Here is a 23,762-nt window from a genome sequence, read left to right on the forward strand (position 1 = left end):
CCGGCGTGCGAACCCACGGATGGTCCGGCGCCGCGCCGGCAAGCGACGAAGAGGCCGTCGCGCGCATCCTGGCCGCCGCAGGTAAGGCGATCGACGAGCGCGGGGCCGACTTCTCCATTGCCGACGTGGCACGCACTCTCGGGGTCACCCGCCAGACCGTGTACCGCTACTTCCCCAGCACCGATGCCCTGCTGATGCAGGCCGGCGTGGTCGCCGCCACCGAATTCCTGGAGCGACTCGCCACCCACGTGCACGGGCTCCACGACCCGGCCGACGCCGCGACCGAGGCGATCGCGACCGCGCTGGAATGGATCCCGAAGGACAAGCACATCGGGTTGTTGCTCGCGCCCGAGCGGGCCGGGGCGCTCACCGAATCGGTGACCTCCGACGTGGCGCTGCAGTTCGCCCAGGCGATGGTGCGGCGCTTCGATGTGGATTGGGCGGCAACGGGATTGACCGATGACGATCTCGATGAGCTCGCCGAGCATCTGCTGCGGGTCATCCAGTCGTTCGTCATCGACCCCGGCAGACCGCCACGGACGGGTGCGCAACTGCGCGCCTACCTGCGGCGTTGGGTAGCGCCTGCCTTGCGAATAAGCGGCTAGCGGCCCACTGCGGTGGCTCTAGACTAATCGCGTGGGGTTGGTCGACGGGTTCATGGGGATCTGGTCGAACGCGCGCGCCACATTCGGTGAAGGAACGCCGGAAAGCGGCGAACAATTTGACGCCAGTACACAACTTCAGGATTTACAGGGCCGGGTACAGTCCGCCGCGCCCGGTGCACAGTGGACGGGTGCCGGTGCCGATGCTTACGCGGATGCCAACGACAAACAAGCACGCACGCTCGGCGCATTGGCAGATCTGGACCGACGTCTAGGCGCAGAAATCGACCGGTCCGCAGAAGTCGTGAAAGCAGGAAAAAGAGACCTCGACGCGGTGCGGGATTGGGTGGTGGATGCAGCGAGGACGGTGCCCAAGAATGTCGCAGGCGAACGCATGTTGGTGCCCGTAATCAGCAGGGGCGCGGGGGCGGTGGTTACCATTGTCGAACGTTCGAATAGCGATCTCGAAACGATCGCGAACCGTATGCGGGCCTTGGGCGACGAATACCGCGCTTTGAGCGGTGAGCCGAAGCCCGACGAAGGCGGTCGTCAAGAACCCGAAATCCGTTTGGTCAGCAACCACGCGGATTTGCCGGAAGGCCCTGCAGTTGCCGACTCTATTGAACCGCCCACGACGCCACCCGCGGGTCGATGGTCAGGTCCCGCACCCGCAGGTGAGGTGCCTGGCACCGGCTACTGGGCCGTCGACCTGACCCGTCCATCAGAGACCTCCGCGCCACTGCCGGCGCCGCCACCGTATAGATCTGGCCCGCCATGCACAACGAACGACGCCACCGGCCCGACTTCTGGCGTCATGACGGTCGGCGGGGACAGTTCATTGAAGAACGAAGCCCTCGGGTTCGACCTTCAAAACACGTACCGCTTCAGGATTTCCGGCACCGAATTCACCGGCGAAACGAAGATGGTCCAGATCGAGGGCACCTGGTATCAGGCGCAGTGGCAGTCCTACCAGTATGAAATGAACAAAATTCCGGTCATTCAAGGCTCTGGCGACCTCGGTGCCTTGACGTTGCCGATCATGAGCGAAGCCGACGACTGGGAGCCCGTCACTATCGATCGCATTCAAGTCGAGTCAACCAAGTATCCTACCGGCACGTTGTACCTGCCTGATGGCACAGGCGGATCTATCCCCGTGGTAGGCGGAGCTTTCCAGACTTCAACACCTGTGATCCCGGAGATGCGTCGTGGCAATTAGGATCGTGATCGTCGCTCTGTCGGTCGGCGCGTTGATTTCTCTGGGTATTGGATTTTGGTACTACGCAGGCGATCCTGAGAGGTCTGACTGTGCGGTGATCGACGAAATGCTCGAGTACTCGGAGTCACAGTCCGAAGAGACCAAGGACGCAATGAGCGATCTGTTGACAAGCCCTGAAAGGCTGATTGGTGACTACCGGCAGCGGATTGCTCGCTTGGACGAGTTCCCTCCGCGAATCAGCGACCAAGGACTGCGGCGGGACGCCGAGTCTCTCAACGAACTGGACTCCGACTTGATTCGAGCATGGACGATCACCGCCGAGCCGACGAACGCTGATTCCGACCAAGAGACCTCTGAATTCATCCGTGCCTACTCGCTTTACACAGCGCAACGTGGCGAGTTGTTACACCGGATCGAAACGATTTGCCCGGGAGTCCGACGATGACGGAGGCGCTGATTGCGGTTGCGTCCTTAACGCTTATGGCGCTCTTCATCTGGGCAACGCTGCGCTATTTCCGGCGAATCCGGGATGGACGTGCCGATCCACTAGTCAGCCCGAGCTGGACGAACGACATGCGGCCAACATCGCCGCATCCATTGGATCCCGAAGATCCGCCCCGCACACATCGCCCCTGAAACTTGCTCAAAATATCTACAGAACAAGCTGCTACACGACGGTGAGCGGCAGCGACTTGCGCTCCTCGAAGACCCAGGACGCGCCGCCGCTGAATTCGCACACCTCTACCTCGGGCAGCTTCTTGGCCGGCGTGTCGGTCTTGATGACGCGCACGGTCCAGTCGGTTTCGGTGCCCGACAGCTCGGCCCGCAGGTAAGGATCGACCGCCGCCACGATGGCCTGCAGCGGTGCGTCGGCGACCGGGGAGATCAGCGAGATCCACGAGCCGTCCTCGTGGGCCGGTGAGCGCCGCACGTGCACGAAACCCGGGTCGATATCGGCGGACACATACGCCGCGGGATTGAGCAACGGATGCAATTCCAGCACCCGCAGGGCGCCGGCGGCATCAGCGGACAACCTGAGTGCCTTGTGAATCCGCTCGGCGGCCACGCCGGCGATTCCGATGAGCTGCTTGGTGCGGATCGATCGGGCGAGTTCGGTGTCTCCGCCGGCCCGCTTCTCCACGGCGATCTGAAAAGACTTGACCAACAGGTGCATCTGGATGCACACCTCGTCGGCGATCCGCACCAGCGCCGAATGCGAGAAGGCGGCGAAGTCGACATCGGCGAGCAACTCGCCCGAATAGTCCGCCGCGCCTTCGTCATCCGGGTCGATGGGGTCCAATTCACACGCGTGCGCGTAGGTGGCGGCGACGAGGTCCATCTCGGGGATGAACGGAACCTCCGGATAAGACTCGTCGATGATGACCGTCCACCGGCAGTGCGGGTGCTGATCGGCCGGGGTGCGCGGCGGCCGGTGGATGGGCCGGACCTGCGCTTTTCGGTTGGTGGCCAGGGCGGTGGCGTCGAAGGTGGGGTCCTCGATGTCGTGGCACATGCCCTTGACGTAATCCGGGCCCATCGGTTCGACATCGAGCAAGGCGCCGCAATGATCCAGGTAGAACTCGCCGTGCCAGCGGTCGTGCACGATATAGCGGAAGTCCATGAACTGCGGGGGCGCACCGATATCGAGTTGCAGGCCCTTGAAGAGCGTGAAGATGTCGTTGCCCTCGTACTTCAGCGCCTTCTGCATCCGCCTGGTGTACAGCGGGCTGGACGCCGCCCACTCCTCGATGGCGATCTGAAGCATCTCCTCGCGCCCGAAGTTGCTGATACACCAGGCCATTCCGGAGCGGTCGATCAACTGGCCGATGAGCAGCAGCTCGGGAACCAGGGTGGCGAGTTCCTCGCGCGAGAGCGCGGCATACCTACTCATCATCGAGCGACTTCCCGGAGTGCATCTTCACCGCGGCGTCGACATTGGCGCGCTTGTCTTCACCGGATCCCTTCTCGGCGGCCTTCTTGCGTTGCCTCACCACCTTGCTGACCGCACCATCGAGTTTGGAGCCCAACGGAAATCCGAGGTAGTGGGTGATGAACACGGCCACTTCCTTGAGTTCCTCGGCTGTGAGTTCCTCATTGTGCAGCGCGGCATTGATCTGGATCTCGGCCAGATCGGAGTTGCCCACCGCGGTCACCGCCGCCAGCGTCAGCAGACGCTTGTCGCGCATCGACAGTCCGGGTCGGGTCCAGATGCTGCCGAACAGGTGCTCGACGGTGAGGTCGAAGTACGGGTCGCCCTGGATATCGGGCATCTCCCAGCCGTAGACCTCGTTCATCTTCTGCAGACCCTGCGTGCGGCGATCGTCGGTCATCTCACTCCTTCGTGTGCGGTACGCCAAGACCGTCGGCCAGGCGCTGCAACGCCACCTGCGCCAACGGTAGATCCACTCCCACAGCCTCACCCAGACCCAGCGCCAGCGCCAGATCCTTCTCGCCGAGGCCACGGGTGTGGGTGAACATGTCGAACAGCCAGTGCTCGGGGTCCAGCGGCCTGGTGTCATCACGCAGGATGATCGCGCCGGGCCCGCCGCTCTGCGCGTCGCTGTGCCGGACCACCCGGCCCAGCTTCTGCAGATCGATGCCGGCCGCCTCGGCCAGCGACATGGCCTCACACGAGGCGGCGAATCCGATGAACGTCAACATGTTGCGCGCCAACTTCATCCGGGTACCCGCACCCGGCTCGCCCGCCCGGACCACCAACGATGCCCACTTCTTGAACACCGGTTTGACCGCGGCGTAGGCCTCTTCGGAGGCGCCCACCATGACGGCCAGCTCACCCTTGTCCGCGGCGCCGGCCCCGCCGGAGACGGGCGCATCGACGATGTGAATTCCTCTGCCCGCCAACTGCTCGGCCAACTCCGGGGCGGTACCCGGCTCGATGGTGGAGTGGATGGCGATGACGGTGCCGGGTGCGGCGTGCTCGCCCAGCTGTCCCACCACCTCGCGCACCTGCGTGTCGTTGAGCACCGTCACGCTGATGACATCGGCCTTGGCGACATCGGCGACGCTGTCGGCCAGCTGGGCACCCAGCTCCACCAACGGCGTCATCGCCTCGGTGCGCACGTCGTAGACGACCAACCCGTCCGGCCAATCGGCGAGCCGCTTGGCCATCGGCGCACCCTGGTTGCCCAGCCCGATATATCCCAGTTTCATGAGCGGATGATCTGTCCGCCGTCGACGTTGAAGATCTGCCCGGTGATCCACTTGGCCTGATCACTGAGCAGGAAGAGGCACATCCCGACCAGATCCTCCGGTTGCCCCATGCGCGACAGCGGGATCCCCTTGACGATATCGGCGACCATCTCCTGCGGGGTGGTGGTGCGGTTGGCCTCGGTGTCGATCGGTCCCGGGGCGATCGCGTTGATCCGGATGTTCTGGCCCCCGAGTTCGCGCGAGAGCTGCTGGGTCAGACCGTTGACGCCGACCTTGGCCAAACCGTAGAAGTTCGCGTACAGCCATGCGGCCGTGGAGGATTGGTTGACAATAGCGCCGCCACCGCGCTTGGCCATCTTCTTGTACACCGCGCGGGTACACCACAGCGCACCGTCGAGGTTCACGCTCATGAACTTCTTGTAGTATTCCGGGTCGACGGTGATCAGGAAGTCCAGTTTCATCCCGCCGAAGATGGCGGCGTTGTTGACCAGGTAGTCGATCCCGCCGAACTCCGAGAGCGTCTGGGCTGCCATCTCGCGCGCGGACTCCGGGTCGGAGACGTCCACCCGGACGGCCAGCGCGTTGCCGCCCTCGCCCAAGATGGCGTCGGCAACCTTCTGCGCGCCTTCGAGATTGATATCGGCAACCACGACGGCCGCACCCTCGCGGGCCAGTGCCTCGGCATAGGCCTGCCCGATACCACCGCCGGCCCCGGTGACGATGCCGACCTTGTCCTTGAATTCCGCATACTGCGCCATGGTTGTTCTCCTTAACTCGCCAGCGTGGCGATGAGTTTGGTCTCCAGGTACTCCTCGAAGCCGGCCACACCCATCTCGCGGCCGACACCGGATTGCTTGTAGCCGCCGAACGGCGCATCCGCCGAGTACCAGATGCCGCCGTTGACGTTGACGGTGCCGACCCGCAGTCGCGATGCCACCGCCTGGGCGCGGGCGTCGTCACCGGAGAACACGGTGCCCGACAGCCCGTAGGGCGAGTCATTGGCGATGCGCACCGCGTCGTCGTCACCATCGTGGGCGATGACCGTCAGCACCGGGCCGAAGATCTCCTCGCGGGACACTTTGGCCGAATTGTCCAGTCCGGCAATGACCGTCGGCTCGATGAAGAAGCCGCGATCCAGGTCGGCCGGACGTCCCCCACCACAGGCAAAGCGGCCGCCCTCGGCGATCGCCGAGTCCAGGTAGCCTTGGATGCGGTCGCGCTGACGGGCCGAGATCACCGGCCCGCAGACGGTGCGCTTGCTGTTCGGATCGCCGGGCTTGATGCCGCCCAGCGTCGCCGCGGCGGCCTCGACCGCCTCGTCGTACGTCGCGCGCGGCACGACCAAGCGGGTGGTGATCGCGCACCCCTGGCCCGCGTGCATCGCCACGGTGAACGCCGCCATGGCGCAGGCGCCGTTCAGATCGGCGTCGTCGAGCACCAGGAATGCCGACTTGCCGCCGAGTTCCAGGAACACCTTCTTGATGGTCACCGCGGCGTCGGTCATCACCGCGCGGCCGGTATTGGTCGATCCGGTGAACGACACCATGTCCACCCGCGGATCCTTGGACAGCAGCGCGCCCACTCCGTGATCATCGGAGGTGACGATGTTGATCACTCCCGGCGGAAAATCGGTGTGCTCGGTGATGATCTCGCCGAGCACCGCTGCCGCCCAGGGGGTGTCGGGTGCCGGCTTGAGGATCAGCGTGTTGCCCGCGGCCAGCGCCGGACCGATCTTGGCCAGGTTGATCTGATGCGGGAAGTTCCACGGCGTGATGGCCCCGACGACGCCGACCGCCTCGCGGGCGATGACGCGGTTGGTCGGAATGCCCTGCGGTGTCGCATGTCCCAGATCGGTGCGCCATTGGTAGCTCTCCGCGGTATCGGCCGAGAAACCCAGATCGTCGACCGGGCCCTCCAGTTGGGCGCCGGAGGTCAGCATCCGCGGAGCGCCGACCTCGGAGATGGTCAATTCGCGAAGGTCCTCGATATTGGCCTGCAGGGCCTCGCGCAACTGGCGCAGGCAGCGCACCCGCAGTTCGGTGTTCGTCGACCAGTCGGTCTGATCGAAGGCGGTGCGCGCCGCATCGATCGCGGCCCCCATATCGGCCTCGTCGGCGTTGGCGGCCACACCCAGCACCTCCTCGGTGGCCGGATTGACGGTCTCGAAGGTGCCGCCACTTCCGGCGACGAGCTTGCCGTCGATGAGCAATCGGCTCTCGCGATCCGCCAGAATCGACATCCCACTCCCTAGATTGTTTCTGGACAAGTGTCCGACATTGTTTTCCCGAACGATAGCCGCACGGTTGCGGCAGTGGCAAGGGTGAACACACCGGCAGTGGTTGGATGGTCGATTATTACCTGCTCATACGCAATATCCATGTTGAGTACTTGCCGATCGACCACCCCGTCGGATAACTTGGACATGTGTCCAGCGATTCGGTGGTGGCCGTCACAGACGGCACGGAAGGCGGACCGGCGGAAACGACGCGTAACCGGCGGCAGGAAGAGACCTTCCGCAAGGTCATGACGGCCGGCATGGAGATGCTGCGCGAGACCTCCTACGCCGACCTGACGGTCCGCGCCGTCGCCGCGCGCGCCAAGGTCGCCCCGGCCACCGCCTACACCTATTTCTCCTCGAAGAATCACCTGATCGCCGAGGTCTACCTCGATTTGGTCAGACAGGTTCCCTACTTCACCGACGTCAACGATTCGATGTCCACCCGGGTCGACAAGGCGGTGCGCGCGTTGACGTTGGTCGTCGCCGACGAACCCGATCTCGCCGCGGCGTGCACCACCGCGTTGCTCAGCGGCAGCAGCGATCCCGCGGTTCGGACCGTGCGGGACCGCATCGGTGTCGAGATCCACAAGCGCATCCGTTCGGCGGTCGGCCCCGACGCGGATCCGCGCATCGTCTCGGCGCTGGAGATGACGTTCTTCGGTGCGCTCGTCAACGCCGGCAGCGGCGCCTTCACCTACCACCAGATCGCCGACCGACTCAGCTATGTGGTCGGCCTCATCCTGGGAGAACATCGATGAGCTCACCCACGGTCGACCTGATCCTCGACCCGTACAGTTACAACTTCCACGAAGACCCGTATCCGTATTACAAGCGGTTGCGCGACGAGGCGCCGCTGTACCACAACGCGGATCTCAACTTCTGGGCGTTGTCGCGCCATCAAGACGTCGTCGCAGGATTCCGCAACAGCGTCGCGCTGTCCAACAAGCACGGCGTGTCCCTGGACCCGATCTCGCGCAATGACGAGGCACACCGGGTGATGTCCTTCCTGGCGCTCGATGATCCCGGCCATCTGCGACTGCGCACCCTGGTGTCGAAGGGGTTCACCCCGCGGCGCATCCGGGAACTGGAGGGCCGGGTCACCGAGATCGCGCATCAGCATCTCGATACCGCGCTGCAGGCCGACTATTTCGACTATGTGGACGAATTCGCGGGCAAGCTGCCGATGGACGTCATCTCGGAGCTGATGGGTGTGCCCGACGAGGACCGGGTCCGCATCCGGGCCCAGGCAGACGCCGTGATGCACCGCGAGGACGGGGTGGCCGACGTCCCCGATTCTGCCATCGCGGCCTCCGGCGAACTGCTGATGTACTACGCCGACATGGTCAAACAGCGGCGCAAGCGTCCCACCGACGACCTGACCTCGGCGCTGGTCGAGGCCGAGATCGACGGTGACCGGCTCACCGACGACGAGATCATGGCGTTCCTGTTCCTGATGGTGGTGGCCGGCAACGAGACCACCACCAAACTGCTTGCCAACGCCGCGTACTGGGGCCACAAGAACCCCGCGCAGTTGGCGCCGGTCTTCGACAATCACGACCTCGTCACCCCGTGGGTGGAGGAGACGCTTCGCTACGACGCGTCCAGCCAGATCCTGGCCCGCGCCGTCGTCGAGGACCTCACCTTTTACGACAAGACCGTCCCGGCCGGCGATGTGCTGGTCCTGCTGATCGGTTCGGCCAACCGTGACGAGCGGGTCTTCGAGAAGCCCGATGAGTACCGCATCGACCGGGAAATCGGCTCGAAAACAGTGAGTTTCGGTAGCGGCGCCCACTTCTGCCTCGGCGCGCACCTGGCGCGCATGGAGGCCCGGGTGGCGCTGACCGAGTTGTTCAAGCGAATCCGCGGATACGAGGTCGATGAGGCCAACGCCGTCCGCGTCCACTCCAGCAGCGTCCGCGGATTCGCCCACCTACCCATCACAGTCCAGCACCGCTGAAAGGCACCTGCATGCCGCGTTTTGCACCCCTGCCCGAGCGTCGACCCGCGCTGGTCGCCGGCGCCTCCTCCGGGATCGGTGAGGCGACCGCAATCAGGCTCGCCCGCAACGGGTTCCCCGTCGCACTCGGTGCCCGCCGGGTGGAGAAGCTCGACGAGATCGTCGGCAGGATCCGCGCCGACGGCGGCGAGGCCATCGCCGTGCACCTCGATGTCACCGATCCCGACTCGGTGAAGGCCGCCGTCGAGCAGACGACATCCGAACTCGGCGATATCGAGGTGCTGGTGGCCGGTGCCGGTGACACGTACTTCGGCAAGCTGGATTCGATCAGCACCGAGCAGTTCGAATCCCAGGTGCAGATCCACCTCATCGGCGCCAACCGGGTGGCCGGTGCGGTGCTGCCGGGCATGATCGAACGTCAGCGCGGTGACCTGATCTTCGTCGGCTCCGACGTGTCGCTACGCCAGCGTCCGCACATGGGCGCCTACGGCGCAGCCAAGGCAGCCCTGGTCGCGATGGTGAACAACTACCAGATGGAGCTCGAGGGCACCGGGGTGCGCGCCTCGATCGTGCACCCGGGACCGACGAAGACGTCCATGGGCTGGAGCCTGCCCGCCGAGCTGATCGGCCCGGCCTTGGAGGACTGGGCCAAGTGGGGCCAGGCCCGCCACGACTACTTCCTGCGCGCCGACGACCTCGCGCGCGCCATCACGTTCGTCGCCGAGACACCGCGCGGCGGCTTCATCGCGAACATGGAGCTCCAGCCCGAGGCGCCGCTGGCCGAGACCAAGGACCGCCAGAAGCTCGCGCTGGGCGAAGAAGGGATGCCGCAGCAATGACCACCCTCAAGGAAGTAGAACGCGTTTCAGGTGGCGAGGAAGAGCACGGCCACCTCGAGGAGTTTCGCACCGATCCGATCGGCCTGATGCAGCGCGTCCGCTCTGAATGCGGCGACGTGGGATGGTTCCAACTCGTCGACAAGCAGGTCGTGATGCTGTCCGGCGCGGAGGCCAACGAATTCTTCTTCCGGTCCAGCGACAACGAGCTCAACCAGGCCGAGGCCTACCCGTTCATGACGCCGATCTTCGGCGAGGGGGTCGTGTTCGACGCCGACCCCGAACGGCGCGCGGAGATGCTGCACAACACCGCCCTGCGCGGTGAGCAGATGAAGGGCCACGCGGCCACCATCGAGAACGAAGTCAAGAAGATCATCGCCGACTGGGGCGATGAAGGAGAGATCGAACTGCTCGACTTCTTCTCCGAACTGACCATCTACACCTCGACGGCCTGCCTGATCGGACTGAAGTTTCGCGAGCAACTCGACAGCCGCTTCGCCCACTACTACCACCAGCTCGAACGCGGAACCGATCCGCTCTGCTACGTCGACCCCTATCTCGACATCGAGAGCTTCCGCATCCGCGACGAGTCCCGCGTCAAACTCGTTGCGCTGGTGCAGGAGATCATGAACGGCAGGATCGACAACCCGCCCAAGGGCAAGGAGGATCGTGACCTGCTCGACGTGCTGGTCTCGATCAAAGATGACCAGGGCAATCCCCGGTTCACCGCCAACGAGGTCACCGGCATGTTCATCTCGCTGATGTTCGCCGGGCACCACACCAGTTCGGGCACGTCGTCGTGGACGCTGATCGAACTGCTGCGCAACCCGCAGGTGTACGCACAGGTGCAGGCAGAGCTCGACGAGCTCTACGCCGACGGTCAGGAGGTGAGTTTCCATGCGCTGCGCCAGATCCCGAAGCTGGACAACTCACTGAAGGAGACGCTGCGCCTGCATCCGCCGCTGATCATCCTGATGCGCGTCGCGCAGGACGAGTTCGAGGTCGCCGGGTACCCGATCCACAAGGGACAGATGGTGGCCGCCTCGCCGGCCATCTCCAACCGCATCCCCGAGGACTTCCCGGACCCGGATACCTTCGATCCCGACCGCTACCAGAAGCCGCGCCAGGAAGATCTCATCAACCGGTGGACCTGGATTCCCTTCGGCGCGGGCAAACATCGTTGTGTGGGTGCCGCGTTCGCGCAGATGCAGATCAAGGCCATCTTCTCGGTCCTGCTGCGCGAGTATGAGTTCGAGATGTCACAACCCGCCGAGACTTATCAGAACGACCACTCGAAGATGGTCGTGCAGCTCGCGCAGCCGGCCAAGGTGCGCTACCGCAGGCGTAGCAAGGTGTGAGATGGGCTGCTACCGAATCGAACTCGACGAGGACCTGTGCCAGGGCCACGCCATGTGCGAGTTGGAGGCGCCGGATGTCTTCCAGGTGCCCAAGCGCGGCGCCGTCGAGATCCTCGACCCCGAACCACCCGATGAGCTCCGCGAAGCCGTGGAGCTGGCCGTCGACATGTGTCCCACCCGTGCACTCTCAATAGTAGAAAAGGACTGAACCACATGGCGTCACGTGAAGCATTGGAAGACTGGGTCCAGCGCTGGCTGAAGGCCAACGCCGATGCCGAGGCGGCCGGCGACTGGAAGCCGCTGGCGGAGTTCTACACCGAGGACGCGACCTATGGTTGGAACATCGGCCCCAAGGAGGACGTCATGTGCATCAACAGGGCCGAGATCCGCGACGTCGCACTCGGTCTGGAGATGGAGGGCCTGGAGAACTGGGTCTACGAATACCAGAAGACCTTGATCGACGAGAAGCAGAACGAGATCGTCGGCTTCTGGAAGCAGATCGCCAACAAGTCCGACGGCACCCGCGACGAGATCTACGGCATCGGCGGCAGCTGGTTCCGGCTGAATGACGACCTGCTCATCGAGTGGCAGCGCGATTTCTTCGACTTCGGGCACGTGCAGAAGGCGTTCATGAAGCTCATCGAGTCCGGCGATCTCACCCCGACCATGCAGAAGCGCATCGAGCGCTCGCTCGCCGGCGAGAAGCTGCCCGGGTACTACCCCCTCGGCCAGGCACCCGTCCCCATCTGGTGACACACCCGGCCAAGCAGTTGATTGGGGGTGGGTGTGACGCACGTAACTAATGCCTCTAGTCTGTGGGCACCGGTTCTAGTGGAAGGCACATGCGCATGAAGACAAAAGGCGCTCTCATCTACGAGTTCAACCAGCCGTGGTCGATCGAGGAGATCGAGATCGGTGACCCCGTCAAGGACGAGGTCAAGATCCAGATGGAAGCCTCCGGCATGTGCCACTCCGATCACCATCTGGTGACCGGCGACATCCCGATGGCCGGCTTCCCGGTGCTCGGCGGCCACGAGGGCGCCGGTGTCGTCACCGAGGTCGGACCCGGTGTCGAGCACATCGCCCCCGGCGACCATGTGGTGCTGTCGTTCATCCCGTCCTGCGGCGAGTGCCCGGCCTGTCAGGAAGGTCTGCGCAACCTGTGCGACCTCGGTGCCGGCCTGCTCGCGGGCACCGCCGTCTCCGACGGCACGCACCGCATCCACTCGGTCAAGACCGGCGAACCCGTCATCCCGATGACCCTGCTGGGCACCTTCAGCCCGTACATGGTGGTGCACAAGAGTTCGGTGGTGAAGATCGACCCGTCCATCCCGTTCGAGGTGGCCTGCCTGGTCGGCTGTGGTGTCACCACCGGGTACGGGTCGGCCGTGCGCAGCGGCGACGTGCGCCCGGGTGACGATGTCGTGATCGTGGGCGTCGGCGGTGTCGGCACCGGTGCGCTGCAGGGCGCACTCAACGCCGGCGCGCGAAACATCTTCGCCGTGGACCCGGTCGAGTTCAAGCGGGACAATGCGCTGAAGTTCGGTGCCACCCATGCCTACCCGGACATCTTCAGCGCCATGGCGGGGGTGGCCGAGGTGACCCAGGGCCGGATGGCGCACAAGACCATCGTCACCGTCGGTGAGCTCAAGGGCGAGGACATCGATCACTACATGAACATCACCGCCAAGGGTGGCACGGTGGTGGCCACCGCGGTGGCGAACATGGCCGAGAACGATGTCAAGCTCAACCTGTCCATGCTGACCCTGCTCCAGAAGCGTCTGCAGGGCACCATCTTCGGCGGCGGCAATCCCCATCACGACATTCCGCAGCTGCTGTCGATGTACAAGGCGGGCCGACTCAACCTCGACGACATGGTCACCCGGCAGTATCAGCTGGAGCAGATCAACGACGGCTACAAGGACATGCTGGAAGGCCGCAACATCCGCGGTGTCATCCGCTACACCGACGCGGACCGCTAGATCATGACCGAGACGGTGGAAGACGTGACACCGGTTGTCGCGGCGTCCCGGAACTCGTGGCGCTGCGTGCAATCCGGCGACCGGGAGGGCTGGCTGGCGCTGATGTCGGATGACATCGTCGTCGAGGATCCGATCGGTGCGGCCGTCACCAATCCCGACGGGACCGGCGTGCACGGCAAAGAGGCGCTGGCCGCGTTCTACGACACCAACATCGGGCCGAACCAGCTGCGCGTCACGTGCGAGGCGACGTTCCCGTCGAGCAGCCCACACGAGATCGCCTACATCCTGGTCCTGGAGACGACGTTCCCGAACGGGTTCGTGGCGACGGTGCGCGGGGTGTTCACCTACAAGGTGGACGAGGCGGGACTGATCACCAACCTGCGCGGCTACTGGAACATGGATGCGATGACGTTCGCCGAGGCGGCCTCCGATCAGTGACGGGACGGCGCTGCCGCTGAGCGACCGCAGCGCCGTCGTCGTGGGTGGCACCCGCGGCGTCGGCCTCGCGGTCGCTCAGCTGCTCGCATCGGCCGGAGCCGGGGTGCTGGTCAACGGCCGCGATCCGGACGCGGTGGCCGGTGCAGCCGAGCGCGTTTCGGGTGCCGGGTTCGCCGGGTCACCGGCCGACCCGCAGGTTGCCGACGCACTGGTGGATGCCTGCCTTCGCCGGTTCGGCCGCATCGACATCCTGATAAATTGCGCGGGTACCGCCGAGCCGACCGGATCCTCGATCCTGAACGTGACATCGGCGCAATTCCGCGATCTGCTCGACGCTCATCTGCTGACGACGTTCGAGACGTGCCGTGCCGCTGTCCCCCACATGGTGCGACAGGGATCCGGGGCCATCGTGAACACGAGTTCGTTTGCCTTCCTCGGTGATTACGGCGGCACCGGGTATCCGGCGGGCAAGGGCGGTGTCAACAGCCTGACCCTGGCCATCGCCGCCGAACTCGCCGAACACGGCGTGCGCGCCAATGTGGTGTGCCCCGGCGCACGCACCCGATTGTCGACCGGCGCCGACTACGAACAACACATCACCGAACTGAACCGGCGCGGGCTACTCGACGATGTCAGCATGCAGGGGGCGCTCGATGCCGCGCCGCCGGAGTACGTCGCGCCGACCTACGCCTACCTCGCCGGTGATCTCGCCAAGGAGGTGACCGGCCGGATCTTCGTCGCCGCCGGTGGTTTCATCGGCGAGTTCGCGCGCCAGCAGCCGGCGTTCCTCGCATACCGGGATCATCACGACTCACCGCCGTGGACGGTCGCCGAGATTGCGGCTGCCGTCAGCTGACCGTGTCGGGCAACTGATGGTCGCGATAATCGTTGCGCAACTGCACCTTCAGCAGCTTGCCGGTCGCGGTGTGGGGTAGCTCCGCCACGAAGATGACATCGTTGGGCAGCCACCACTTGGCGACCCGCTCGGCCAGGTGATCCAGGATCTCCTCGCGCGTCGCGTCGTGGCCCGGTCGGCGCACCACCAGCAGCAGCGGCCGTTCCTGCCATTTCGGGTGTGGCACACCGATGACCGCGGCCTCGGCAACGGCCGGATGCCCCGTCGCGGCGTTCTCCAGGTCGATGGAACTGATCCACTCACCACCGGACTTGATGACATCCTTGGCGCGGTCCACCAGGTGCAGGTAGCCGTCGGGATCGATGGTGGCGACGTCGCCGGTCGGGAAGAATCCCTCGGCGTCGAGCTTGTCGCCGCCCTCGCCCTTGAAGTATCCGCTGGCGATCCACGGTCCACGCACGTAGACCTCGCCGAAGGCCTTGCCGTCCCAGGGCAGCCGGTGCCCGTCATCATCGACGATCTTGATGTCGACGCCCCAGATGCCGTGCCCCTGCTTCAGTTTGAGCTGCATCTTGTCTTCCGCGGACAGCGCGGCGTGCCGCGGTTGCAGCTTGCCGATGACGCACAGCGGGCTGGTCTCGGTCATCCCCCAGCCCTGCACCACCTCGGAGCCGAAGTCTCGCTCGAAGCGCTCGATCATCGACTGCGGCAGCGCCGCCCCGCCGGTGCCCGCGAACTCCAACTTCAGCTCGTGCGGGTCGATCTCGGGATGCTCGTCCAGGTAGGAGAACAGCATCATCCACACCGTCGGGACACCCTGGGTGAAGTTGACACCTTCATCACGCATGAGCCGGTACAGACTCTCCCCGTCCAGATGCGGGCCCGGCAGCACCAGTTTCGCACCGACCATCGGCCCGGTGTACGGCGTGCCCCAGGCGTTGGCGTGGAACATCGGCACCACCACCAGGATGACCGATCCGCTGTGCACGTCGAAACCGTCGCGCGGGATTGCGCCCAGGGCGTGCAGCACCGTCGAACGATGTGAGTACAGCACGCCCTTGGGGTTGCCGGTGGTTCCCGAGGTGTAGCACAGCGAGGACGCACTGCGCTCGTCGAACTCGGGCCATTCGTAGACGCTGGACTGTTGCCCGACCAGTTCGTCGAAGCACAGCAGATCGCCGCCGACGCCTATATCGGGCATGTGCTCGCGATCGGTCATCGCGATATAGGTGCGCACGGTCTTCAATTGTGGCGCAATCTGTTCGACGAGCTCAGCGAACGTCACGTCGAAGAACAGCACCTGGTCTTCGGCGTGGTCGATGATGTACACGATCTGCTCGGCGAACAGCCGCGGGTTGACGGTGTGCAGCACCGCACCCGATCCCGAGACCCCGTAGTACAGCGACAGGTGCCGGTCACTGTTCCAGGCCAGGGTGCCCACCCGGTCGCCGGGCTGCACACCGAGTCGGGTCAGCGCGTTCGCCACCTGTTTCGAATGGTCCCGGACCGCCGCCCAGGTGGTCCGTCGGACCGGCCCCTCGGGTAACCGGGAGACGATTTCGGTGTCGCCGTGGAAGGTGGCCGCGTGTTCGATCAGCGACGAGATCATCAGCGGCCGATCCTGCATCAAGCCCAGCATCTGGACAGGCTAGCCACTGCCGACCCCACTCGTGGATCGAAAGACTAACCTCGATCCCATGGCGTCTGTGTTCACCATGATCATCAACGGAGACCTGCCCGGCCGATTCGTCTACGAGGACGATGAGATCGTCGCGTTCCTTACCATCGAACCGATGACGCAGGGCCACACCCTGGTGGTTCCGCGTGCCGAGGTCGACAACTGGCAGGACCTCGACCCCGACGTGTTCGCCCGGGTGATGGCGGTGTCGCAGAAGATCGGCAAGGCGGTCTGCGCGGCATTCGAGACCGAACGGGCCGGCGTCATCATCGCCGGACTGGAGGTGCCGCACCTGCACGTGCACGTATTCCCGGCCCGCAACCTCAGCGATTTCGGATTCGCCGCCGTGGACCGCAACCCGTCGCCGGAGTCCCTCGACGAGGCGCAGGCCAAGATCAAGGCGGCGTTGGCTCAGCTCGGCTGAGCCGCCACGTCCACGATCCTGGGCAGTTCCACCCGGAACCGGCAGCCGCGGCCGGGCGCCGTGTCCAGCGACACCGTGCCCCCGTGCGCCAACACCAGCGAGTCGACGATGGACAATCCCAGGCCGGACCCGCCGCTGGTGCGGGTCCGCGATGAGTCGGCGCGGTAGAAACGCTCGAAAACGCGTTGTGCGTCTTCGGTCTTCATACCGGGTCCCTCGTCGCACACCTCGATCACCGCGCTGTCCCCTTCGGTGCCGACCCGCACTGTCACACGCGCCTGTTCGGGGGTGTGCTGCAGCGCGTTGGCCATCAGATTGCTGAGCACCTGACGCAACCGGGCCTCGTCACCGAGAACCTCGGGCGTTCCGGGGCCGTCGATGACCTGCATGCCGATCGGGCGTGAGGGCGCGACCGTCTGCGCGTCGTGCACGGCATCGCTGGCCAGCGCCAGCAGGTCGACCCGGCGCTGATCGAGCGGTCGTTGTTCGTCCAGTCGCGCCAGCAGCAACAGATCTTCCACCAGCAGACCCATCCGCCCGGCCTCACTTTCGATGCGGCCCATCAGCATGCCGGTATCGCGGGCCGCACCCTGGCGGTACAACTCGGCGTAGCCACGGATGGTGGTCAGCGGAGTCCGCAGGTCGTGGCTGGCGTCGGCGATGAAGCGACGCATCCGCTCCTCGGATCGGCGGGCCAGTTCGGCCGATTGTTCGGAGGACGCCATGGCCCGCTGGATCTGGGCGAGCATCCCGTTCAGCGCCAGCGAGAGCCTTCCCACCTCGGTACGCGGATCACGTTGCGGCACCCGGCGATCCAATTCACCGTCGGCGATCGCGGCGGCCGTCTCCTCCACCTCGGTGAGCGGCCGCAGACTGCGGTGCACGACGGCGTAGCCGACCACCCCGAGCACCAGCAGCACCGCGCCGCCGATTCCCACCTGGGACCAGATGAGCGCCCGCACACTGGATTCCACATCGGTCAGATCGATCGCGACGGTCGTCAGCTCGCCGTCGGGACCACGCACGGTGACCGCACGCCACTGCACATCGGATCCGTCCACCGAGGCGACGGTCACCGGTTCGGGGCCGACGTCATTGTTCGCGGGCAGCACCGGTTCGGACGGACTGTCGTTGATTGCCAATTGAACCCGGCCATCACCGTCGGTGCCGCGGACGTAGAAGTTGGTGGGCGGGTGTGCCGGGTTGGGATCCTGTAGTGGTGCGGTGAAGGCCATCGGCGCGCGGGCCCAGCCGCCGGACGCCTCCAGCAAGGTGTCGTCGATGCGTTCGATCTCGGTGTGCCGCATGATCGAGGTGACCGCCACACCGGAGGCCAGCAGACCGATGGCCACCAGAACCAGGGTGGCAGCCACCAGCCCGACTCGCAGCGGCACCCCCCGCCGGTGTCGTTCGATCATGGATTCCGCGGACTACTGGCGCGGTTCGCGCAGCACGTAACCCACACCGCGCAGCGTGTGCAGCAGCCGTTTGTCGCCGGTGTCGATCTTGCGGCGCAGATAGGACACGTAGGACTCGACGACGTTGACGTCACCGCCGAAGTCGTAGCGCCACACATGATCGAGAATCTTGGGCTTGGACAGCACCGTGCCGGCGTTGATGATGAAGTAGCGCAGCAGTGTGAATTCGGTCGGCGACAGCGAGACGGGTTCGCCCGCCTTCCACACCTCGTGGGTCTCCTCGTCGAGTTCGATATCGGCGAAGCTCAGCCGGGCGTTCTTGGTTTCCTCGACGCCGCGGCCGACCCGGCGCAGGATGACCCGCAGGCGTGCCACCACCTCCTCCAGGCTGAACGGCTTGGTGACGTAGTCGTCGCCGCCGAGGGTCAACCCGGTGATCTTGTCCTGCAGGTTGTCGCGCGCGGTGAGGAACAGCGCCGGCGCGTCGATACCGTCGGCCCGCATCCGGCGCAGCACGCCGAAACCGTCCATCCCGGGCATCATCACGTCCAATATCACCGCATCCGGTTTGATCTCGCGGGCCTTGGCCAGGGCATCGGGGCCGCTGGCCGCGGTGTGCACCTCGAACCCCTGGAACTTCAGGCTCACCGAGAGCAACTCGACGATGTTGGTCTCGTCGTCGACGACGAGCACTCGCGCCTCGGGGATGTTGTGGGATTCGGACATCGCTGCCATTGCCATGGAGTTCACAGTCCTCTCCCTGGTTGAGGCGAGGCTGCGGACTGGCTGTGAAGTGGCTGAGAATGCGATCGCGGTGGTGTCGCCGGACGCCCGCCCTAGACTGACCACATGAACCTCGGCAACACCATCGTGCAGGTTGCCACGGCCCCGGTCCGGGTCGGGCTCGCGGTTGCCGATATCGGCCTCAACATCGCAGGTGGCACCCTCAAGGTGGTCCAGCGGTCGCTCAACGAGGCGGCTCCGTCGACCACCAGCACCGGCTTTGCCGCCATGCTCGGCATCGACGACGCGGTGGAGCGCGCCAACCGCCTCGCCCGGCTGATGGACGACGATGCCCCGCTCGGACGCGCCCTGGCTCCTGAGGGCCCGCTCAACCAGTTGCTCCGCCCCGGCGGGTTGGTCGATCAACTCACCGCCCCGGGCGGCCTGCTGGACCGACTGAACAACCAGAGCGGTCCGGTGGCGCGTGCGCTGGCCGAGGACGGGCTGATCGACCAGATCACCGCCGAGGGCGGCCTGGTGGATCGGTTGACCGCCGATGGCGGCGTCGTCTCGCGGGTGATCGCGCCCGGCGGATTGGCCGACCGACTGCTTTCTGACGAAGGCCTGGTGGAACGAGCGCTGCGCGAGGACGGCGTGGCCGAACAACTGCTTTCCGAGAACGGCCCCGTCGGCCGCGCGCTCGCCAAGGGTGGCCTGGTCGATCAGATCACCGCCGAGGGCGGCCTCATCGACCGACTGACCACCGACAGCGGAGCCCTGTCGCGGGTCATCGCTCCCGGCGGTCTGGCGGATCAGCTACTGGCCGACGACGGCCTGATCGAACGCATCCTGCGCGAGGATGGCGTCGCCGACACCCTGCTGTCCGAGGGCGGCCTGCTCGACACCCTGACCGACCCCGACGGCCCGCTGCTCAAGCTCGCCGATGTGGCCGACACTCTCAACCGGTTGGCGCCTGGCCTGGAGGCGCTGGCCCCGACGATCGACGCCCTGCACGAGGCCGTCATCACGCTGTCGCAGGTGGTCAACCCGCTGTCGAACATTGCCGGACGCATCCCGCTGGGCCGTCAGCGCAGCCGGCGTACCAGCACCATGCCGCGCGCGGTGGTCTCCGAACGGGTCATCGACGAGAAAGGTTAAGCTGTAGCGGTTCCATCCGCCTCCTTAGCTCAGTGGTAGAGCGACATACTTGTAATATGTAGGTCATCGGTTCAATCCCGATAGGGGGCTCCACACGGCACCTGACTTGTCGGTGTCGACCGGTAGGTTCCGTACATGAGGCTCTGCCAAGGCTGCGGCACAGTACTTTCCAAGCGTAGCCAGAAAATCTATTGCAGTAATGCCTGTCAGGCAGCGGTCCGCCGCGACGCGAGTACACGACTCTGGCTTGAGTCCGGCGACGCGTGGGTCGACCCTAGGCGCGGGCATTACATCCGTGCCTACATCTCCGCCGCCCAGTCCGGCTGCTGCGCGCTCTGCGGGGGCGCCAGCACCTGGCAGGGGCTCCCGCTCGCGCTCATCCTCGACCACATCGACGGCAACCCCGAAAACAACCGCCGCGAGAACCTGCGCCTGGTCTGCCCCAACTGCGACTCCCAACTGCCGACCTACAAGAGCCGCAACCGCGGCAACGGCCGCAGCTTCCGCAGACAGCGCTACGCCGACGGAAAGTCCTACTAGCGTTGTGCGGCCGATCACCGTGACGAACTTGTCGGACCGCGTTCGTAAAGTGCGGTCATGAGACGGTGTCAGAGCTGCGGTATCGAGCTCACACGGCGCAGCCAGAAGGTCTACTGCGGCAACGCATGCCAGGCCGCTGTTCGACGCCGAACCGCGACCACGTTGTGGCTTGAGTCAGGCGTGGCCAGAACCGGTAGCCATCAGGGCCATTACATCCGCGACTTCCTTGCTGCCGCCCAGTCCGGCTGCTGCGCGCTCTGCGGCGGCGCCAGCACCTGGCAAGGGCTCCCGCTCGCGCTCATCCTCGACCACATCGACGGTAACCCCGAAAACAATCGCCGCGAGAACCTGCGCCTGGTCTGCCCCAACTGCGACTCCCAACTGCCGACCTACAAGAGCCGCAACCGCGGCAACGGCCGCAGCTTCCGCAGGCAGCGTTACGCCGAGGGAAAGTCCTACTAGGTCTCGTCGGCGATCTGGCGCCGGCTGTTGTGCAGGCCCGGCCCGTCCGGATCCTCATGTTGGTGCTCGAGTTGGTCTTGCATCTCCCGCTGCTCGTCGGTGGCCTTGGTGGCGTCCTTCGGTGTCGGGTCGTTCTGCGGTTCCATGTCTGCGGGTTCTCCACCACGACGGAAAGCTAAACGCGGTCCTGCATGACGATGCTGAACGTCATGCGGTCGCCGCGGTACAGCGAGCGCCGCTGCTCGATCGGCACGCCGTCCTGGTCGTAGGACACCCGGTTGAGCAGGAACATCGGGGTGCGCGCATCGACGGTCAGCAGCGCGGACTCGCGCGCATCGGGCAGCGCGGCATCGATCGTGTCCACGGTCTTGGCGAATGCGATTCCGCGCCTGCGGATCTCGGCGTACAGCGAGGTCCGGTAGTCGAAGTTCTGCTGTAGGCCCGGATAACGGACAGCCGGTAGCCGGCTTGTCTCCAAGCCGACCCGCACGCCGTCGGTGGTGAACACACGCTCCAGTTGCAGGATGGGTGCGCCCGGCTCGATCTCCAGCACAGCGGCAAGGCCGTCATCGGCATCGAAGGTCGTCCAGCCCACCAGGAACCGGTCGACGCTGTGGCCCTCCTCGCGGGCGGCCTCGGTATAGGAACCCATGCCCAGTGGCTGCAGCAGCTTGGGGGCGGCGACCACCGTGGTGCGACCGCGGCGTTCGACGCGGCCGGCCAGCAGCAGTTCGCGCACCGCCTGGCGCACCGTCTCGCGGGCGACGTCGAACATCTCCGCGATCTCGCGTTCGGCCGGAAAGGGATCGCCCACCTGCATGCCGTCGAGCATGCGATCGAGTTGTTCGCGAACGATCTGGTGCTTGAGAACCCGCGGATGCGCGCTGCTGATCACCCTTCTGACCATAGCAAACACTGGCATAGACCATGGTCTAGACCAAATGGCCACCATGTGTTCATCGATCGTTCGACTTCGATACACGACTTGGTATAGACCAACTGTCAGGGTGTCCGCATGCAACCGATCGAACTAACAGTTCTGGACATGGCCGGCACCACCGTCGCCGACGACGGCCTGGTGCTGCACGCCTTCGACGAGGCGGCCACCGCCGTCGGCGTCCCGGCCACGGGCCAGGAGCGCGAAGCCGCCCGTGACTATGTCCGCGCCACCATGGGACAGTCCAAGATCGAGGTGTTCCGCCACCTCTTCGCAGGCGAGGACCGCGCCCAGCAGGCCAACACCACCTTCGAACACGCCTACACCGCCCACATCGAAAGCGGCGTCAGCGCCATCCCGGGCGCCGAAGAAGCCATCGCCAAACTGCGCGCCGCCGGCGTCAAGGTCGCGCTCACCACCGGATTCAGCGTCGCCACCCAACAGGCCATCATCGACGCCCTCGGTTGGTCCGAGATCGCCGATCTGGTCTTGGCACCCGGGGCCGGCGGACGCGGCCGCCCCTACCCCGACATGGTGTTGAATGCCTTGCTGCGCACCGGAATCGACGATGTGGCCAAGGTCGCCGTACTCGGTGACACCTCCAGCGATATCGCATCGGGCCTGCGCGCCGGTGCCTCCCTCGTGGCAGGCACCCTCACCGGCGCCCACGACGCCGCCACCCTGAACTCCGCTGGAGCCACCCATGTGGTGGCCACCGTCGCCGACTTTCCCGAGCTCGTCCTCCCTGATCACTGAAAGGCTTACCTCGCATGAATATTCGCTTCATCAGCGTGGCCGCAGCGGCCGCCCTCGCCCTGGCCGGTTGTTCGAGCAGTGACTCCGGATCCGCGGCGCCCAACGCGCAGGGCTTCCCAGAAACCCTCACCCTGGCCGCCATCCCGGCCGAGAACTCCTCGGACCTGAAGGCCAGCTACGACCCGCTGATCAAGATGCTGGAGCGCGAAACCGGCTCCACGGTGGAATTCGTGCAGGCCTCCGACTACGCCGGTGTGGTCGAGGGCATGATCGCCGACAACGTCGACCTGGCCTTCTTCGGCCCGTTCGCCTACGTGGTCGCAAAGGTCAACGGCGCCAAGATCACCCCGCTGGGCGCGGTGATCGGCGAAGAGGGCGAGAAGCCGGGCTACCAGTCCTACGGCCTGGCCCGTTCGGACTCGGCCGATATCAACGCGCTCGCCGACTTCGCGGGTAAGAAGGTCTGCTTCGTCGACCCTGGTTCGACATCGGGATACCTGTACCCGACCGCAGGGCTGATCGAGGAGGGCGTCATCACATCGGGCTCGGAGGCCGATGTCTCGGCCGCCATGTCACCGGTCTTCGCCGGCGGGCACGACTCCTCGGCACTGTCGATCGCCAACGGCGACTGCGACGCCGGGTTCGCATTCGACACCATGGTCGATACGACCATGATCGAGAAGGGGGACCTGCAGCCCGGTCAACTCAAAACCGTCTGGAAGTCCGAGATGATCGCCGGTTCGGTGTTCGCGGCCAACGATGCGCTGGGCACCGAGGCCATCGACAAGCTCAAGAACATCTTCACCGAGAAGATCAATGTGGCAAGCCTGCAGGAGGCCGGCTTCTGTGAGGGCGACGCCTGCCGCGTCACCGACGAACGAGCCTGGGGCGTCGTGCCCGCCGCCGATACCGACTACGACGGTGTCCGGCATGTCTGCGATGTCACCGGTTCCGAGAAGTGCAAGGGCTGAT

The 23,762-nt window shown here is 65.4% G+C and carries 28 protein-coding genes and 1 tRNA gene; 19 read left to right on the forward strand and 10 right to left on the reverse strand.

Features of this window, described 5'->3' with window-relative positions; translation table 11 throughout:
* Positions 1-5: 5 nt before the first annotated feature.
* From ACWDUN_RS09885 to ACWDUN_RS09895, 3 genes are read left to right on the forward strand one after another with little or no spacing between them, the layout of a single operon-like run.
* Positions 6-605 (forward strand): TetR/AcrR family transcriptional regulator, encoded by a 600-nt coding sequence (locus tag ACWDUN_RS09885; RefSeq protein WP_449927953.1) that lies wholly within the window; start codon positions 6-8, stop codon positions 603-605.
* 31 nt (positions 606-636) lie between these two features.
* Positions 637-1,818 (forward strand): EspA/EspE family type VII secretion system effector, encoded by a 1,182-nt coding sequence (locus ACWDUN_RS09890; protein WP_449927955.1) that lies wholly within the window; start codon positions 637-639, stop codon positions 1,816-1,818.
* A gap of 4 nt (positions 1,819-1,822) precedes the next feature.
* On the forward strand, positions 1,823-2,263 hold the full coding sequence (locus ACWDUN_RS09895) for a hypothetical protein (protein WP_449927957.1): 441 nt from the start codon (positions 1,823-1,825) through the stop codon (positions 2,261-2,263).
* Between the two features lie 222 nt (positions 2,264-2,485).
* Here the strand turns inward: ACWDUN_RS09895 and ACWDUN_RS09900 are convergent, their stop codons facing one another.
* Genes ACWDUN_RS09900 through ACWDUN_RS09920 form a run of 5 tightly spaced genes read right to left on the reverse strand, consistent with a single transcriptional unit; the run spans position 2,486 to position 7,228 of the window.
* The gene (locus ACWDUN_RS09900) at positions 2,486-3,712 is read right to left on the reverse strand and encodes a hypothetical protein (protein WP_449927959.1); all 1,227 of its coding nucleotides are present in this window, start codon (positions 3,710-3,712) and stop codon (positions 2,486-2,488) included.
* Positions 3,702-4,148: a carboxymuconolactone decarboxylase family protein gene (locus ACWDUN_RS09905; RefSeq protein ID WP_449927961.1), complete on the reverse strand. Its 447-nt coding sequence runs from the start codon at positions 4,146-4,148 to the stop codon at positions 3,702-3,704. The genes ACWDUN_RS09900 and ACWDUN_RS09905 overlap by 11 nt, the downstream gene beginning before the upstream one ends.
* A 1-nt stretch (position 4,149) precedes the next feature.
* Positions 4,150-4,989, reverse strand: a complete 840-nt coding sequence (locus ACWDUN_RS09910; RefSeq protein ID WP_449927963.1) for an NAD(P)-dependent oxidoreductase — start codon at positions 4,987-4,989, stop codon at positions 4,150-4,152.
* A complete protein-coding gene (locus tag ACWDUN_RS09915) occupies positions 4,986-5,747 on the reverse strand; it encodes an SDR family oxidoreductase (RefSeq protein WP_449927965.1) in 762 nt (253 codons plus the stop codon). The genes ACWDUN_RS09910 and ACWDUN_RS09915 overlap by 4 nt, the downstream gene beginning before the upstream one ends.
* A gap of 11 nt (positions 5,748-5,758) precedes the next feature.
* Positions 5,759-7,228, reverse strand: coding sequence for an aldehyde dehydrogenase (locus tag ACWDUN_RS09920; protein ID WP_449927967.1), 1,470 nt, complete (start codon positions 7,226-7,228; stop codon positions 5,759-5,761).
* A gap of 185 nt (positions 7,229-7,413) precedes the next feature.
* On the opposite strand from ACWDUN_RS09920, the gene ACWDUN_RS09925 reads away from it, so the two are divergent.
* The 9 genes from ACWDUN_RS09925 to ACWDUN_RS09965 all read left to right on the forward strand — a co-directional run bounded on the left by ACWDUN_RS09925 (position 7,414) and on the right by ACWDUN_RS09965 (position 14,694).
* On the forward strand, positions 7,414-8,025 hold the full coding sequence (locus tag ACWDUN_RS09925) for a TetR family transcriptional regulator (RefSeq protein ID WP_449927969.1): 612 nt from the start codon (positions 7,414-7,416) through the stop codon (positions 8,023-8,025).
* Positions 8,022-9,224 carry a cytochrome P450 gene (locus ACWDUN_RS09930; protein ID WP_449927971.1) on the forward strand — a complete coding sequence of 401 codons (1,203 nt, stop codon included), beginning with the start codon at positions 8,022-8,024 and terminating at the stop codon, positions 9,222-9,224. Before ACWDUN_RS09925 ends, ACWDUN_RS09930 begins: the two co-directional genes overlap by 4 nt.
* An 11-nt stretch (positions 9,225-9,235) precedes the next feature.
* Positions 9,236-10,063: an SDR family oxidoreductase gene (locus tag ACWDUN_RS09935; RefSeq protein ID WP_449927973.1), complete on the forward strand. Its 828-nt coding sequence runs from the start codon at positions 9,236-9,238 to the stop codon at positions 10,061-10,063.
* Positions 10,060-11,418 (forward strand): cytochrome P450, encoded by a 1,359-nt coding sequence (locus tag ACWDUN_RS09940; protein WP_449927975.1) that lies wholly within the window; start codon positions 10,060-10,062, stop codon positions 11,416-11,418. The genes ACWDUN_RS09935 and ACWDUN_RS09940 overlap by 4 nt, the downstream gene beginning before the upstream one ends.
* A 1-nt stretch (position 11,419) precedes the next feature.
* A complete protein-coding gene (locus tag ACWDUN_RS09945) occupies positions 11,420-11,626 on the forward strand; it encodes a ferredoxin (protein WP_449927977.1) in 207 nt (68 codons plus the stop codon).
* Positions 11,627-11,631: 5 nt separating this feature from the next.
* A complete protein-coding gene (locus tag ACWDUN_RS09950) occupies positions 11,632-12,171 on the forward strand; it encodes a nuclear transport factor 2 family protein (RefSeq protein WP_449927978.1) in 540 nt (179 codons plus the stop codon).
* 95 nt (positions 12,172-12,266) lie between these two features.
* Complete coding sequence (locus tag ACWDUN_RS09955) at positions 12,267-13,400, forward strand: NDMA-dependent alcohol dehydrogenase (RefSeq protein WP_449927980.1); 1,134 nt, start codon at positions 12,267-12,269, stop codon at positions 13,398-13,400.
* Positions 13,401-13,403: 3 nt separating this feature from the next.
* Positions 13,404-13,838, forward strand: a complete 435-nt coding sequence (locus tag ACWDUN_RS09960) for a nuclear transport factor 2 family protein (protein WP_449927982.1) — start codon at positions 13,404-13,406, stop codon at positions 13,836-13,838.
* A 40-nt stretch (positions 13,839-13,878) separates the two neighbouring features.
* Complete coding sequence (locus ACWDUN_RS09965; RefSeq protein ID WP_449927984.1) at positions 13,879-14,694, forward strand: SDR family NAD(P)-dependent oxidoreductase; 816 nt, start codon at positions 13,879-13,881, stop codon at positions 14,692-14,694.
* Here the strand turns inward: ACWDUN_RS09965 and ACWDUN_RS09970 are convergent.
* Positions 14,687-16,333: a long-chain-fatty-acid--CoA ligase gene (locus tag ACWDUN_RS09970; RefSeq protein WP_449927986.1), complete on the reverse strand. Its 1,647-nt coding sequence runs from the start codon at positions 16,331-16,333 to the stop codon at positions 14,687-14,689. The genes ACWDUN_RS09965 and ACWDUN_RS09970 overlap by 8 nt on opposite strands.
* Before the next feature lie 58 nt (positions 16,334-16,391).
* Here ACWDUN_RS09970 and ACWDUN_RS09975 point away from each other — a divergent pair, with 58 nt between their 5' ends.
* Positions 16,392-16,796 (forward strand): HIT family protein, encoded by a 405-nt coding sequence (locus tag ACWDUN_RS09975; RefSeq protein WP_449927988.1) that lies wholly within the window; start codon positions 16,392-16,394, stop codon positions 16,794-16,796.
* Here the strand turns inward: ACWDUN_RS09975 and ACWDUN_RS09980 are convergent.
* The gene (locus ACWDUN_RS09980) at positions 16,784-18,214 is read right to left on the reverse strand and encodes a sensor histidine kinase (protein WP_449927990.1); all 1,431 of its coding nucleotides are present in this window, start codon (positions 18,212-18,214) and stop codon (positions 16,784-16,786) included. The genes ACWDUN_RS09975 and ACWDUN_RS09980 overlap by 13 nt on opposite strands.
* A gap of 12 nt (positions 18,215-18,226) precedes the next feature.
* The gene (locus ACWDUN_RS09985; RefSeq protein ID WP_449928797.1) at positions 18,227-18,955 is read right to left on the reverse strand and encodes a response regulator transcription factor; all 729 of its coding nucleotides are present in this window, start codon (positions 18,953-18,955) and stop codon (positions 18,227-18,229) included.
* 108 nt (positions 18,956-19,063) lie between these two features.
* Here ACWDUN_RS09985 and ACWDUN_RS09990 point away from each other — a divergent pair, with 108 nt between their 5' ends.
* From ACWDUN_RS09990 to ACWDUN_RS10005, 4 genes are all read left to right on the forward strand, one after another.
* A complete protein-coding gene (locus tag ACWDUN_RS09990) occupies positions 19,064-20,095 on the forward strand; it encodes a hypothetical protein (RefSeq protein WP_449927992.1) in 1,032 nt (343 codons plus the stop codon).
* A gap of 18 nt (positions 20,096-20,113) precedes the next feature.
* A tRNA-Thr gene (locus tag ACWDUN_RS09995) sits at positions 20,114-20,188 on the forward strand.
* A gap of 42 nt (positions 20,189-20,230) precedes the next feature.
* A complete protein-coding gene (locus tag ACWDUN_RS10000; protein WP_449927994.1) occupies positions 20,231-20,635 on the forward strand; it encodes an HNH endonuclease in 405 nt (134 codons plus the stop codon).
* A gap of 57 nt (positions 20,636-20,692) precedes the next feature.
* On the forward strand, positions 20,693-21,097 hold the full coding sequence (locus tag ACWDUN_RS10005; RefSeq protein WP_449927996.1) for an HNH endonuclease: 405 nt from the start codon (positions 20,693-20,695) through the stop codon (positions 21,095-21,097).
* On the opposite strand, the gene ACWDUN_RS10010 is transcribed toward ACWDUN_RS10005, so the two are convergent.
* Complete coding sequence (locus tag ACWDUN_RS10010) at positions 21,094-21,243, reverse strand: hypothetical protein (protein WP_449927998.1); 150 nt, start codon at positions 21,241-21,243, stop codon at positions 21,094-21,096. The genes ACWDUN_RS10005 and ACWDUN_RS10010 overlap by 4 nt on opposite strands.
* Positions 21,244-21,272: 29 nt before the next feature.
* Positions 21,273-22,004, reverse strand: a complete 732-nt coding sequence (locus tag ACWDUN_RS10015) for a GntR family transcriptional regulator (protein WP_449928000.1) — start codon at positions 22,002-22,004, stop codon at positions 21,273-21,275.
* Between the two features lie 108 nt (positions 22,005-22,112).
* On the opposite strand from ACWDUN_RS10015, the gene ACWDUN_RS10020 reads away from it, so the two are divergent.
* Positions 22,113-22,790 carry a phosphonatase-like hydrolase gene (locus ACWDUN_RS10020; protein ID WP_449928002.1) on the forward strand — a complete coding sequence of 226 codons (678 nt, stop codon included), beginning with the start codon at positions 22,113-22,115 and terminating at the stop codon, positions 22,788-22,790.
* Positions 22,791-22,804: 14 nt separating this feature from the next.
* On the forward strand, positions 22,805-23,761 hold the full coding sequence (locus ACWDUN_RS10025; protein ID WP_449928004.1) for a phosphate/phosphite/phosphonate ABC transporter substrate-binding protein: 957 nt from the start codon (positions 22,805-22,807) through the stop codon (positions 23,759-23,761).
* The last annotated feature ends 1 nt before the right edge of the window (position 23,762 follow it).

This window comes from Mycobacterium sp. NPDC003323 (genome assembly GCF_053589535.1).